Source organism: Paenibacillus protaetiae (assembly GCF_004135365.1).
GTDB lineage: Bacteria > Bacillota > Bacilli > Paenibacillales > Paenibacillaceae > Paenibacillus_AP > Paenibacillus_AP protaetiae.
Map to the genome: position 1 here is coordinate 2,814,448 of NZ_CP035492.1, position 13,978 is coordinate 2,828,425.

Genomic DNA, 13,978 nt, shown 5'->3' on the forward strand with positions numbered 1-13,978 from the left:
AGCCGCCTGCTTGGCCGTAAATATGAACAAAACCGGGCACTCCCGTGGAAGGGAGTGCCCGGTTTTGCCGCTGCAAAGAATGCGCCCTGAACGCGGGTCAGCCGTTCAGCGCGCTGATCATATTGCGGGCGATCCATACGCCTGCCGCCCCTGCTTGCGCAAGGCCGCGGGTGACGCCCGCGCCGTCGCCGCCGCAATAAAGGCCGTCGATTTCCGTCTCGAACGTTTCCTTCAGCTTTGGACGGGCGGAATAAAATTTGGCTTCGACACCGTAAAACAGCGTATGCTCGGAGGCGATGCCCGGCGTGACTTTCTCCAGCGCCTGCACCATCTCGATTAAGCTGAGCATCGTATTATAAGGAAGCACAAGGCCAAGGTCGCCCGGCACCGCCTCTTTCAGCGTCGGCTCCAGAAACCCTTCGCGGATGCGGGCTTCCGTCGACCGGCGGCTGCGCATAATATCGCCGTACTTTTGCACGATGACCCCGCCGTTCGACAGATCGTTGGCGCGCTGGCATATTTCGCGGGCATATTCGTTTGGCTTATCGAACGGTTCGGTAAATTTATGCGAAACGAGCAGCGCAAAGTTCGTATTTGAAGAGCCAAGCGCCGGATCTTTGTAGGAGTGGCCGTTCGCCGCCATTACGCCGCTATGGTTCTCCACGACAACATGGCCGGACGGATTGCTGCAAAACGTGCGCACCCGCGTCCCGACCGACGTATTGTAAATAAACTTCCCTTCATATAAATGCTCGTTAATTTCGCGCATGACGACATCGCTTGTCTCCACACGGACGCCCACATCGACCTGGTTGTTGTACATAGGCAGGCGGCGGCGCTTCAGTACTTCCGTCAGCCAGCCGGAACCGTCGCGTCCCGGCGCAATCATGACCTTATCCGCTTCATACTCGTCGCCGTTTTTCAGCACGATTCCTTTGATCTGATCGCGGCCGTCCTGCTTCACCGTCATAATGTCTTCCACTTCCGCCCGGAACATCATGTCGATCCGAGGTTTTAAATATTCATAAATGGATTTAAGAATTTCCAGGTTTTGCTCCGTCCCGAGATGGCGCACCTGCGCGCGAAGCAGCTTTAAACCGGCGGCATAACCCCGCTGTTCAATATTACGGATCGTATCCGTTGTCGGGTCGGTAATCGTCCGCGTAGCGCCGTGCTGCAGATTAAGCTCATCGACGTAACGGATCAGCTCCAGCACTTTCGAGCCTGGCAAATAATCGGTCATCCAGCCGCCGAATTCGGTCGTAATATTAAACTTGCCGTCGCTGTATGCCCCGGCCCCGCCAAAACCCGCAGTAATCGAACAGGCCGGCAGGCAGCCCGCAAAGTCCTTTTTGCCGGCAGGCGGCGGGCATAATTTAATTTTATCCTCTAAAATCGGGCATCTGCGCTTATAAATGTCCAGCCCTTTATCAACCAGAAGCACCTTCAAATGCGGCGCTTTCAGCGTCAGCTCGTAGCTGGCGAATATTCCGGCAGGCCCCGCACCAATAATAATGACATCGTATTTGCTCATGTTCGTTAACTGCCCCTTCCACAAATTTGCGGCATGCCGGCCATCTGACCGCAGCCGTCCGCCTTCATCGGCTAAACTGCCGCCCGGACACCTGTTTAAGGGCATAAAAAAATCCCGGCTTGTGAACAGGTATGCGGCAGCATCCCGTTCGTAGCCAGGAATTCATGGTTCCTTGTAGAGACCCTCAATCCGTATTATCGAGGTTATACGAACAGTAACGATAATACCGCATACAAACGAATGGGTCAATGGGATATTGAAATATTATTCGTAATTGACTCATTTTAATTTAGAATTACGTTACACACAAACAAATAATCGGATAAAACACGAACATTAGACATTTAAAATCAGCCATTGTATAATATATACGAACTAACTTTTCTGAAGCAGCTGGTGCACAATTGGCCGGCAGCGGCCGCAATTATTTTTATTTCTGAGCTTTGCTGCTGCCAGTCCGATTTGGACAAACCGAGCTCCCAGCGCTTTCGCCACGCGACAATAGGGCCGTATCCGACCGGTCATGCCGATGGGAAGCCCGTTTTATTCGTTTTATATTTTAAAACCAAAAGGAGCGTTCACTATGGCACAACTTCGTGAGATTCAAACGATTGAAGAATGGAATTCAGCATTGGAAGGTTCTAACGGACATCCGCTTGTCGTCTTTAAACACAGCACGACTTGCCCGGTTAGCGCCAACGCATATCGCGAATTTAACGACTATCTGTCCGACAAACCGCGTTCCGATGCGGATTATGTGCTGGTCAAAGTAATTGAATCGCGCCCGGTTTCTAACCAGATTGCCGAAGATACGGCGGTTAAGCATGAATCCCCGCAAATTATGCTGATTGAAAACAAACAAAAAGTATGGACGACCAGCCACTGGTCGGTGACCAAAGCACACATTACAGCCGTTCTTGACTAATCGGCCGATCCATCAGCGGCTTAACAAGCCGCTTCGAACAAAAAGCGCTTTTGCAGCTAGTCTCCAGGGCAGCCGCTGTTGTACAAACAGCGGCCAGCCACTGGAACACGGGCTGCAGAAGCGCTTTTTTAATTTATGGCGTTTATACTTCGCCCCAATAAATTTCCGTTTCGTAATCGAAGCTGACGGTTCCATCGGTGCCCGTTTCGTCAAACAGCGTCTTCAGCGCCGCCAGCATCGGCTCATGGTTAGGATGGCCCGGCATCGGCGCATAAGAAGATGACAACAGGCGGCCTTCCAGCCCGGGCAAATCAAACTTCTGGCTGTTTGTAAACCGGGCTTTCGTAAATGTTCCTGGTTTAAAAAACGGCTCCAGCGCGGCTTCGTCAATGTTTTTGTGGCTGAGCTTCTCATAATCGGTTCCGTACTGCCGAAGCAGCTGCTCGTACCCTTCCAGGAACGGCGTGCCGCCGGTCAGTCGAGAGTTCCATATTAACACCGCTTTGCCGCCCGGTTTTAGGATTCGGCCAAATTCCTGCTGTGCTGCCGGCCGGTCAAACCAATGAAACGATTGCGCGCAAGTAATAAAATCAACGGCATTGTCCGCAAGGCCGGTCGCCTCTGCTGCGCCGGACCAAGGCTCATACCCGGAATAGCCGCCTAAAGCCGCCACAGCCGCCGATCTCATCGCATCATTGGGCTCTACGCCGATGACGCGGCTGCCCCGCTCCAGCAAAATGCGCGAAAAGATGCCGGTTCCCGCTCCGATATCGGCAATGACGGCTGCAGGCGACAATCCAACCGTATCATACAAGTAGCTGATTGCTTCCTCCGGATAACCCGGACGATATTTGACATAAGCCTCTACTCTGTCTGTAAATCGTTCCTTGCTGTCGATATTCATTTCGCGAACACGCTCCTTTGCCGGTCTCGCCGCAGCTTCGCCAAGCAAGCGGCTAATTATGGTGTTGATCTTCGTCCATCATACCATACTTATCCAGCAGGAGCAGGCATACAAACGCGCTTATGCCTCTCCTTGCGGATGCCCCTTGCAGCCAAGCGCCTCCAGCGCAAACTGTACATGCAGCTTGGCTCCCGGCACCAATACCCGTTCATCCAGATCGAACTGCGGATGATGCAGCGGGTACACAATGCCTTCCGCTTCGTTCCGCACGCCCAGAAATAGAAACGCGCTTGGCACCTGCTGGGCATATAAGGCAAAATCTTCGCCGGCGAGGCTTGGCGTCTCCAGACGTAACGCCCGGCTTTCGCCCAGCACGCTTTCCGCCGCCCGCAGCGCCAGCTCCGCCGCAGCGGCATCGTTGCGCAGCGCAGTGCCAACGCGCAGCTGAATATCACGCGTGCCGGCATGCGCTTCGGCCGTGGACTGCGACAGCCGCTCCAGCTCGCGGGTGACGCGCTCCACGGTAGCCGGATCAAAGGCGCGGAACGTGCCTTTGATCTCGCTTTCGCCGGCGATTGCATTAATGGCGGCGCCGGCATGCAGCGATCCAAACGCCAGCACCGCCGGCTCAAGCGGATCAACCGCCGTCGCCATAAACGATTTCATGCCGGCTGCGAATTGGACGGCCATCATCAGCGCATCCGCCGCCAAATGCGGCGAGCTGTGATGCCCGGGCATCCCGTGAAACCGGATCGTAAAATGGGTAGACGCCGCCATCGCATACGCCCGGTGAACACCCGCCGTGCCAGCCGGCAAGTCCGGCCAGACGTGCATGGCAAAACAAATGTCGGCGCCTTCCAGCACGCCGGCGTCAATCATATCCCGGCCGCCGCTCGTCATGCGGCCGTCCAGCGGGCTGGGCAGCGCCCCTTCCTCCGCCGGCTGAAACACAAACTTGACCGTTCCGGGCAAGTTGTCCTTATGCCGGCTGAGCGCACGGGCTGCGCCCAGCAGCATAGCCGTGTGCGCGTCATGGCCGCACGCGTGCATAACCCCTGCGCGGCGCGAGCTGTAAACCGCGCCGGTCTGCTCCTCCAGCGGCAGCGCGTCCATGTCCGCGCGCAGCACGACCGTGCGGCCGCCCTCGCTGGCCGCGCCGCGCAGCACGCCGACGACCCCCATGCCAAAATGAGGGCCGACGCCGCGCGTCACCTCGAGGCCCCATCCTTCGAGGTAATCGGCTACCAAAGCCGATGTGCGTTTCGTCTCATACATCACTTCCGGATGCCGGTGCAAATCACGGCGAATGGCCGCGATGTCTTCTTGAATGCCGTCGAGGCAGGCCATTATGGCCTGCCTCGTCTCTTCCGCAGCCGGGAATAATCCGTCCCCGATTACTTGGTTTTTACCCATGGACTTGCACTTTCCTTGCTGCCGTATACCGGTTTTCCGGAATTGCCAGCCCCAAATTGCCGCGCAGCGTGTCGCTTTCATATTCCGTACGGAATATGCCCCGCTCCTGCAAAATCGGAATAACCTGATCGACAAACTCATCCAGCCCGGTCGGCGTCGTGGCATGAATAATGAACCCGTCGCCCGCTCCCGCTTCAAAGTCCGCTTGAATCAAATCCGCTACCGTCTCCGGCGTGCCGATATAACGCGGTTTTGGCGTTGCGGAGCGAAGCGCTACCTGACGAAGCGTCAGCCCGAGCTCCTTCGCTTCCCGTTTAATTTTATCCGTGCCGCTCTGGAAGCTGTTGCTGCCCAAATCGCCGAGTTCCGGGAACGGCTCGTCAAGCGGGAATTGCGAGAAGTCAAAGTGTTCAAAGAAACGGCCCAAATAATCAAGCGCCTTGTCGATCGTAACCAGCTCGGTAAGCTGCTCATATTTCTGCTCAGCTTCCTCCTGCGTACGGCCGATAATGGTGCCGATGCCCGGCAAAATGAGAATTTCATCCGGCGAACGGCCGTAAGCTGCTGCCCGCTGTTTCACATCCTGCACGAAGGCGGCGCCTTCCTCTACCGTGTCATAGTGCGTAAATACAGCATCCGCGCTTTTGGCGGCCAAATTTCTTCCGGCTTCCGAGGAGCCGGCCTGGAACACCACCGGATGGCCTTGTTTGGAACGGGCGATATTCAGCGGTCCCTGAACGGAGAAATGCTCCCCTTCATGGTTCAGGCGATGCATTTTGGAAGGATCAAAAAACACGCCGGACGCTTTGTCGCGGACAAATGCGTCGTCTTCCCAGGAGTCCCACAGGCCGCGGGCAACCTCGAGATACTCTTCGGCAATGCGGTACCGCTCCGCATGGGTCGGGTGCGACGTGCGGCTGTAGTTTTTGGCGGAGCCTTCAAGCGGCGAAGTGACCACATTCCAGCCGGCGCGTCCGCCGCTGATATGATCAAGCGAAGCAAATTGGCGGGATACGGTAAACGGCTCGCTGTACGACGTGGAGAGCGTGCCGACGAGACCGATGTTGGACGTCACGGCGCCAAGCGCAGACAAAATCGTGACCGGCTCAAACCGGTTCAAAAAATGCGGAATCGATTTTTCCGTAATATAAAGACCGTCAGCGATAAAAACAAAATCAAATTTGCCTTGCTCTGCTTTTTGCGCCTGCTGCTTGTAAAACCCGAAATTGACGCTTGCATCGGTAATCGCATCCGGATGCCTCCAGCCGCCGACATTGCCGCCTACACCATGAATAATAGCTCCCAGCCTTAATTGTTTTTTTGCCATCTCGTTTCTCCTCCTTTTTGATCCTTCCAGATTGTTCTCTAACGGCTATACAAACGCCGCTTCCTTCAGCAGCAGCTTGTAGCTTTTGACCAGATGGTCGCCGTCGCGGATTTCTTTGTCGAAATCACGGACGAAACCTAGCCGTTCATACAGACGTACCGCGGACGCCATCATATCCGATGTGTGCAAATGGAGCGTTTCCTCGCCAAGCGCCCGCGCCCGGCGCACGCTTTCCTTAATAAGCTCGGTAGCGACGCCCAGCCCCCGGTATTTCGGCGAAACGGCAAGCAGCCGGATAATCGGCGCTTTGATTTGGAGATGAGGATTGCCGTAGGCTGTATCGGAATCAAGGAAAAACAGCACGCTCCCGATAATTTCCTCGCCGCGCACCGCTACGATGCGGGCCGCCGGCCCTTCTCCTTCAACCGACGCCGCGATGGAGTCCCGGTAAGGGACCCATCTGGACGCGGGAAGATGATCGGCGTATTGCCCATACGCCTCAAGCAGCAGCGAACGGATCTGCTCGCGCTCTTCTGCCAAAGCGTCACGGATAATAAGCGCCATAGCAGGTCACGCTCCTTGGGAAGCGGCCAGCGCTTCTTTGACGCGTTCGATCTGGCCGACATGATGATGCGCATGCTTGATGAACCCTTGCGCCGCAGCAAGAAGCGTAACCGTCTCGCCCTTAAAATTAACGCCGGTTTTGTTCCACGCCTCTTCATCCAGACGGCTGAACAGCTTTGCATTGTAAGCGAGCAGCGACTGGAACAACGCCAGAATGTCTGCAGCTTCGCCTTCGTTAGCCCTTGATCCGCTTACCCACGCGTCCTGTTCGAAAGCCGGAAGCCGGTCCTGCGCCCCTGCCAAAATAGCGCGAATACGGAACGAAACGACGATGTTATGGTCAGCGACATGCGACAGCACCTCCGTTACACTCCATTTGTCCGGGGCTGGCTTCCAGACAAGCTGCTCCTTCGTTAAACCTTGAACGGCGCTTGCAAGCGCGTCATAAGTGCCCAAATAGGCTGCGATATCGAATTGACTCATCGGATTTGTTCCTCCTTTAATTTCACCCTATTCATGAACTTCAGTTAGATCACGATTGATTGGAGCGAAGCTTGTGAAGCGCATGCTCCGCAAGCGTTGCAAACAGATTTGCCGTGCCCGGCAGCGCTTTTTCATCCAGATCGAATGCCGGATGATGCCACTCCTGCGGGCCGTCCGTCCCGATAAACAGGAACACGCCCGGCACCTCTTTCTGATAAAACGAAAAATCTTCTCCGGCAGAAGACGGCGTTGGCGTCACTACTTGGAGACCGGCCGCCTCCGCCGCTTCTGCCGCCCACTCCGCGAGCTGCGCATCATTGTTGACGGGAGGCGGGCCTTCAATCCAGCGAAGCGACGCTGTTGTGCCGGCTGCGGCCGCAACGCCGTCCACCACCTGCTTGAACCGCTCCTGCACGCGGCTGCGCACCGATTCCTCGAAGGTGCGGACCGTGCCGTCCATGACGGCTTTGTCGGAAATAACGTTCCAGGACGTGCCGCTGTTAATGCGCGTTACGCTGACAACAGCGCTTTCCAGCGGGCTCACATTGCGGCTGACGATCGACTGCAGCTGCGTCACGATGTGGGCTGCCGCTACAATCGGGTCAACGCCGGCATCCGGCACCGCTGCGTGCGTGCCGACGCCTTTTACTTCCACCAGAAAGCCGTCGGCCGCCGCCATAAGCGGACCCGCTTTAATGCCTACGGTGCCAACCGGCAAATCCGGCTTGTTGTGAAGCCCGTAGATCGCCTGCACGCCTTCCAGCGCGCCGGCGGCAATTACTTTTTTAGCGCCTTGCGCTTTTTCTTCAGCAGGCTGGAAAATAAGCCTTACCGTGCCGGCAAGCTCCTCTTCCCGCTGCTTCAGCAAATACGCGGCACCTAATAGGGATGCTGTATGGAAATCATGGCCGCAAGCATGCATTTTGCCCGGAACCGTCGATGCAAAAGGCAGTCCGGTCTGCTCTTCGACCGGCAGCGCGTCGATATCGCCCCGCAGAGCGACAATCGGCGTTCCGCTGCCGATTTCGGCAACTACGCCAGTTTGCAGAGGCAGCTCTAAGATGCGGATGCCGGCTTCGCTCAGCCAGCCGCGAATCGCTTTTGTCGTTTCGAATTCCTCGTTGGACAATTCGGGATGGGCATGCAGCTGGCGGCGTACCGCAACAAGCTTCGCATGCAGCGTCTCGTCCGTCCAGTTGTGCTGCAACGTTTCATGGTTTGCCATAACTATAATCTCCTTAGTTCCTGTTGATGGTCAGACGCTTACCCCTCGACCGCCAGCTCGGCAAAAGCTTCGCTAAGCAGTTCATAAGAACGAACCCGTTTATCGAAATCTTTCACAGCGTTCGTTACGATAAACTCGTCAACGCCGTAAGCGGCCTGGAGCTCCAGAAGCCTGCGGCGAACGGTTTCCTTCGAGCCTTTCGTAATGTCGGCGTCCCGTACTTCAACAGTATAAGACAAGCCTGCTTGTTTCGCGAACGCTTCCGCCTGCTCGACCGAGCCGACATTGATTTTGCGGCCGTCCTCCAGCAGCAGCTTCACGTTCTTGAATTCGCCGGCCAGCTCCGCCGCTTCTTCGTCCGTATCCGCGACGATTGCCGAAATGGCCAGGATCGCAAGCGGCTTCTCGCCTTTAAATTTGGAGCGGTACAGGTCAAAAGCGGTGCGAGCCGCTTCGGGATCGCTGTTGATGAACTGCGCAAACACATAAGCGCGTCCGCCTTCAGCCGCCAGCTCCGCGCTGCCCGGACTTGTGCCAAGCAAATAAATGGATGCCGGCTCTCCGGTAATCGGCGCTGCCTTCAAGCCTTCCAGCTCATGGCCTTCCCCAAGCGGGCCTTGCAAATATTGCTCCAGCTGCGCAAGCTTGCTTTCGAGCGGCTGCTTCTCGGTCACGCCCTGCTGCAGCGCCTGTGTCGAGCGCGGAAAACCGCCCGGCGCCCGGCCGATGCCCAAATCCACCCGTCCCGGCGCCAAGGAGGCCAGCACATTAAAGTTTTCCGCTACTTTGTACGGGCTGTAATGCTGCAGCATAATGCCGCCGGAACCTACCCGGATCCGTTCCGTCCGGGCGAGCAAATAGGAGATCAGCACCTCCGGCGAAGAACCGGCCAGCAAGTCGGTATCGTGATGCTCGGATACCCAGAAGCGCTTATAGCCAAGCTCTTCCGCCTTTTGCGCCAGCTTGACGGTACGCTGCAGCGAATCATGCGGCGTATCCCCCGGATAAACCGGACTTTGATCCAAAATGCTTAAACGAATGGACATGCTCCATCACTCTCCCATGAATAAGTTCAGCCGCCGGTCATGCGGCGTACGCAGCATTCAGCCGCCGTCCTGCGCAGCAGCGTGCGGCATAACGGCCAAGTTCAGCCATGCCTCCAGCCTCCGCCATACGGCATCAGCCGGAGGCGGTTATATCGAATAAGTCAGTTCCGGCGTTATCCGCTTCAGAAACTGCTTCGTGCGCTCTTCTTTTGGCGTATTAAAAATATCCTGCGGCGCGCCTTCCTCGACAATGACGCCCCCGTCCATAAACACAACATGGTTCGCAACCTCTCTCGCGAAGCCCATCTCATGCGTCACGACAATCATCGTAATGCCTTCACGGGCGATTTGCCGGATCACATCGAGCACTTCGCCGACCAGCTCAGGGTCGAGCGCAGAAGTCGGCTCGTCGAACAAAATCACTTCCGGGTTCAGCGCCAGTGCGCGGGCGATGCCAACGCGCTGCTGCTGGCCGCCGGACAGCTGGCTCGGGTAAGCGTCCAGCTTGGCGCCAAGCCCCACCTTCTCCAGCATTTGCACGCTAAGCTGCCGCGCTTCCTCCTTCGGAAGCTTCCGGACAACAACCAGCCCTTCCATCACATTTTCCAGCGCCGTTTTGTGGCGGAATAGATTGTAGTTCTGGAATACCATAGCCGTCTTGAGACGCAGCTCATGAATATCTTTTTTACCGATATGCGCGCAGTCCACCTGGCTGCTGCCGATAGCAATCGTGCCGGCGCCCGGACGCTCCAGGAAGTTGATGCAGCGCAGCAGCGTCGTTTTGCCCGAACCGCTTGGCCCGAGTATCGCGACGACTTCGCCTTTCTTCACTTCCAGATCAATGCCGGACAGCACCTCGTGCCTGCCGAAAGACTTGCGAATCCCTTGCAGCTTAATCATGCTACGCCACCTCGATTGTAGGAATTGGCCCGCTTCTCCAGCAAAGCCGAACTTCGTTCGATCAGGAAGGTCAGCCCCCAGAACAGAAGCGCCGCAGCGATATACGCTTCGAAGAACTTCCAGCTGGTCGCCGCCACAATGTCGGCTTTGGCCTGAATCTCCACCACCGATACGGTAAAAGCAAGCGTCGAGCCGTGCAGCATGCCGATTACGGAGTTCGTAAAATGCGGAATGCTTGCGGCAAAAGCCTGCGGAAGCACGATGCGCCGCAGCGCCTGCCAAGTGGTCATGCCGATCGAATAAGCGGCTTCGATCTGGCCTTTATTCACCGCCAGTATGCCTGCGCGGACCACTTCGGACATATAAGCTCCTGCCGTTAAGGAGAAAGAAATAAACACAAAATCAATAAGCGGAATCGAAGCCGAGCGGAACGACAAGCCTAACGCGCCGGAAATCGTGTCGATAAGCGCCGGCAGGCCGAAATAAACAAGGAATAAGTGCATCAGCATCGGCGTCCCGCGAATAAACGTGACATACGCAGCGCCAAGCTGGCTTAGGACGGGGATCCGGTAAATACGGGCCAGCGCAACGGCGGAGCCGATCACAAAGCCGCAAATTACGGAAACGGCCGTTACAAGGAGCGTCATCGGCAAAGCCGACAGAAGCTTGACAAACGCCGTCACAATAAACCATGGATCAAGCTTCATAAGTGGCCTCCTCCCCTTTCCGCTGCTTGCCTGCCGATGCAACCACTACGCGCTGCAGCAGCTTTCCTCTCCGCTTCAAACGCCGGATCTGCTCTTCGCCGATTTTGGACTCATGCCGCACGAGGCGCGATTCCAGCAGCTTGAACAGCTTCTCCAGCACGATGCTGACAACAAAATAGATAAGCGATAGCGCGATATACGCTTCGATAAAATGCTGTGTTGCCGTGACCAGCGTCTGCGATTTGCCGGTCATCTCCATCGCCCCAAGCGTAAACGCGAGCGATGTATCCTTCAGGTTGGCAATAACGAGATTGGCCAGAATCGGCACCGATATCGCCAGCGCCTGCGGCAATACAATTCGGCTGAATGCCTGGAACCCGTTCATGCCGATCGAATAAGCGGCTTCGACCTGCCCCGGTCGACGGCGGCAACCGCCGCCCGGATCGCCTCGGATATAAACGCGCCGCTGTTCAAGGCATATGTCGCAATGACAAACACAAGCACATCAACGCGGGATACATCCAGGCCAACCGTCTTCAACACTTCGGGCAGGCCATAATAAATAAGGAACAGCTGAATCAGAATCGGTGTGCCGCGGAAAAAGGACACATACACCGCGGATACCTGCTTCAGTACCGGAATGTTATACATCCGGGGCAGTGCTACGATAAAACCGATTACGATGCCGAGCAGGATGGAGCCTGCCACGATGTATAACGTAATCGGCAGGTAAGACAACAGCTTCGGCAAAAACTCGAACAGATAATGAATATCAAACGGCCGCCCCATTGCTGCTCCCCTCCATCCGTTTATATTTCATTTATTTCGCTTCATCCAGCGTTTTCGTAAAGTCTTCGCCAAGCCATTGCACGCTCAGCTTCGCAAGCGTACCGTCGTCGCGCAATTCCTTGACCGCTTCATCCAGACGGTCAGCGAGCTGCTGGCTGTCCTTGCGGAGGACAAAATAGACATCCGACTGAATCAGCGGGTCGCCTACCGTCTTCAGCGCCGGCTGGCCGTCCGCCCCCGGGTAAAACCGGAGCGAGAAGTCCGTCGCAAGCGTAGCGTCTACCCGTTTGTTTTGGATTTGCGACACCAGGTCATTTGCCGCTCCGCTTGAATACACGATATTAAGTGCATTATCATGGTCTTTGTTGTATTGCTCCAGGAAATAGGCCTGGTTGCTTGTTGGCGACGTTAATACTTTTTTGCCCTTCAGATCGTCGATGGAATGAATCGTATCGTTATTTTTGTCCACGGCCACCTTCGAGAGGAAGATGCTGTACGGCTCTTTCGTAAACAAATATTTCGCTTCGCGGTCAGGGTTTTTCTCCATCTGATGCGCTACAAAATCAACTTTATTCGTTTCCAGACTGAGGAGCAGGCTGGAGAAGTCCATTGTTTTAAATTCAAATTCATAATCCGGCAGACGCTTGTCGATTTCCCGGACAAGCTCGACGTCAAAGCCGGTCAGCTTGCCGTTCTCATCAATAAAGCACACGTTCGGAAATTGCGTCCCCGTGCCTACGATCAGCTTCGTTACTTTGCCGGAGCCGCCGCTAGAGCCGGACGACGCCTGCGTATTGTTTTTATTGCTTCCGCAGCCCGAAACCACCAGTGTCACGGTTAATAGCGCTGCAGCAAAAGGTATCCATTTCTTCATCGTTTACTCCCCCTCATATCTGTTATCAACTTTATCCCCATAATTCCTACCGTTATTGTAAGGATTATATGATCAATAATGTATCACCCGCCGTGAGCAGCGTCAATCAGCGGGCTAATAGAGTTTTTCTATCTCTCCATTTAAACATTCAATCTCTTTATTTCAGCAGCGGCGATACGATCGATGAAAGCTCGGCAAATGCTTGATGGAAGTGGCTGTCGCCGTTCAGCGAAATGAGATTGGTCTGCAGCGATATGCCCGTTACTTCAGGAAAATCTATCGGGATAAGCTTGCCGTCCCGCACCTCCTGGCGCACGCATAAGCTCGGCAAAAAACATATGCCCGCTTCGGTGAGCACCAGTTTTTTCGCCATTTCCAAATTGTCGGTATGAAAATCAATAGCCGGCGGATGGTCCAGCTGCTCGAACAGCCGGTGGATCCGCAGCCAGTCGAGTGCGCCGCATTCGAAAAATACAAGCGGGTACTGGCCGATATCTTCCAGTACCGGGGCAGGCGCTTCCGCAAGCGGGTGCCCTTTGTGCACATAAAGCCGGATCGGGTCATCGTAATATTTGACCGACTTCAAATTCGGATGCTGCACGTTGCGGACGAGTCCCACATCGAGCTCTTCGCTCAGCACCTTATCAATAATTTCGTCGGTAACCGCCGTTTTGAATTTGAAATGAACATCCGGGTAACGTTTTCGCAGCGCCGGCAAAATATCGGGAATAATATATTGCGACACCGAGACGGTGCATCCGATGCGCAGCTCGTTTGGCTGCGCCTTTTTGCTTTGCAGCTGCAGCTTGCCCTTTTGCAGCGTCTGCAGCAATTGCTGCGCATAAGGCAGGAAACGTTTCCCTTCCTCTGTCAGCGAGGTCTGCTTCCCCCACCGGTCAAACAGCTTGCAGTCCAGCTCGCGCTCCAGCGATTGAATCCGCGCTGTTACCGACGGCTGGGATAAATAAAGCACCTCGGCTGCTTTATTAAAACTTCCGTAATGGATGACATAGACAAAGGCTTCAATATTTTCAATATTCATGCGGTACGGCTCCTTTCCAGTCTTGCGGTGCAAGGCTGCCCTTCATGCTTGATGCGGCATGCAGCCTGATGCTTGGCGATTCGAACATTTTCTTCCAACGAGGAGAATTGAACAAATTATATTCCGACAATTCCAATTGGTCAACTTAAATATTTGATCCCAGATGATGAAGGGCGGTACCCGATTTGCCAAAAAGGTTGCCTTGTGCAAGCGGACATGGTAAACCATTGATAGCCGGTTTTACG

General features: G+C 55.3%; 13 protein-coding genes, 1 pseudogene and 1 riboswitch. Of the genes and pseudogenes, 1 reads left to right on the top strand and 13 read right to left on the bottom strand.

What is annotated here, in order from left to right:
- Nucleotides 1-97: 97 nt before the first annotated feature.
- The gene (locus ET464_RS12980) at nt 98-1,534 is read right to left on the bottom strand and encodes an NAD(P)/FAD-dependent oxidoreductase (RefSeq protein ID WP_129441526.1); all 1,437 of its coding nucleotides are present in this window, start codon (nt 1,532-1,534) and stop codon (nt 98-100) included.
- 131 nt (nt 1,535-1,665) lie between these two features.
- Nucleotides 1,666-1,765: riboswitch (purine riboswitch) on the bottom strand.
- 352 nt (nt 1,766-2,117) lie between these two features.
- Between ET464_RS12980 and ytxJ the strand changes: the two genes are divergently transcribed.
- On the top strand, nt 2,118-2,459 hold the full coding sequence (ytxJ, locus tag ET464_RS12985) for a bacillithiol system redox-active protein YtxJ (RefSeq protein ID WP_129441528.1): 342 nt from the start codon (nt 2,118-2,120) through the stop codon (nt 2,457-2,459).
- Between the two features lie 142 nt (nt 2,460-2,601).
- Here ytxJ and ET464_RS12990 read toward each other — a convergent pair whose 3' ends face one another.
- From ET464_RS12990 to ET464_RS13045, 12 genes and pseudogenes are all read right to left on the bottom strand, one after another.
- Nucleotides 2,602-3,363: a class I SAM-dependent methyltransferase gene (locus ET464_RS12990; RefSeq protein WP_129441530.1), complete on the bottom strand. Its 762-nt coding sequence runs from the start codon at nt 3,361-3,363 to the stop codon at nt 2,602-2,604.
- Between the two features lie 120 nt (nt 3,364-3,483).
- Nucleotides 3,484-4,776, bottom strand: a complete 1,293-nt coding sequence (locus ET464_RS12995) for a M20 metallopeptidase family protein (protein ID WP_244226530.1) — start codon at nt 4,774-4,776, stop codon at nt 3,484-3,486.
- Entirely contained in the window at nt 4,769-6,103 is a 1,335-nt protein-coding gene (locus ET464_RS13000) for an LLM class flavin-dependent oxidoreductase (RefSeq protein ID WP_129441533.1), read from the bottom strand. Before ET464_RS13000 ends, ET464_RS12995 begins: the two co-directional genes overlap by 8 nt.
- Nucleotides 6,104-6,148: 45 nt before the next feature.
- The gene (locus ET464_RS13005) at nt 6,149-6,667 is read right to left on the bottom strand and encodes a GNAT family N-acetyltransferase (protein WP_129441536.1); all 519 of its coding nucleotides are present in this window, start codon (nt 6,665-6,667) and stop codon (nt 6,149-6,151) included.
- Between the two features lie 6 nt (nt 6,668-6,673).
- The gene (locus ET464_RS13010) at nt 6,674-7,150 is read right to left on the bottom strand and encodes a DinB family protein (RefSeq protein ID WP_129441538.1); all 477 of its coding nucleotides are present in this window, start codon (nt 7,148-7,150) and stop codon (nt 6,674-6,676) included.
- A gap of 49 nt (nt 7,151-7,199) precedes the next feature.
- On the bottom strand, nt 7,200-8,375 hold the full coding sequence (locus ET464_RS13015) for an amidohydrolase (RefSeq protein ID WP_129441540.1): 1,176 nt from the start codon (nt 8,373-8,375) through the stop codon (nt 7,200-7,202).
- Nucleotides 8,376-8,413: 38 nt separating this feature from the next.
- Nucleotides 8,414-9,421, bottom strand: a complete 1,008-nt coding sequence (locus ET464_RS13020) for an LLM class flavin-dependent oxidoreductase (RefSeq protein ID WP_129441542.1) — start codon at nt 9,419-9,421, stop codon at nt 8,414-8,416.
- A gap of 147 nt (nt 9,422-9,568) precedes the next feature.
- Nucleotides 9,569-10,321, bottom strand: a complete 753-nt coding sequence (locus ET464_RS13025) for an amino acid ABC transporter ATP-binding protein (RefSeq protein ID WP_129441544.1) — start codon at nt 10,319-10,321, stop codon at nt 9,569-9,571.
- A complete protein-coding gene (locus ET464_RS13030; protein ID WP_129441546.1) occupies nt 10,318-11,028 on the bottom strand; it encodes an amino acid ABC transporter permease in 711 nt (236 codons plus the stop codon). The genes ET464_RS13025 and ET464_RS13030 overlap by 4 nt, the downstream gene beginning before the upstream one ends.
- Nucleotides 11,018-11,817: pseudogene (locus ET464_RS13035) on the bottom strand (amino acid ABC transporter permease). Before ET464_RS13035 ends, ET464_RS13030 begins: the two are co-directional and overlap by 11 nt.
- Nucleotides 11,818-11,848: 31 nt before the next feature.
- Nucleotides 11,849-12,691: a transporter substrate-binding domain-containing protein gene (locus ET464_RS13040; protein WP_129441547.1), complete on the bottom strand. Its 843-nt coding sequence runs from the start codon at nt 12,689-12,691 to the stop codon at nt 11,849-11,851.
- A gap of 157 nt (nt 12,692-12,848) precedes the next feature.
- On the bottom strand, nt 12,849-13,733 hold the full coding sequence (locus tag ET464_RS13045; protein ID WP_129441548.1) for a LysR family transcriptional regulator: 885 nt from the start codon (nt 13,731-13,733) through the stop codon (nt 12,849-12,851).
- Between the last annotated feature and the right edge of the window lie 245 nt (nt 13,734-13,978).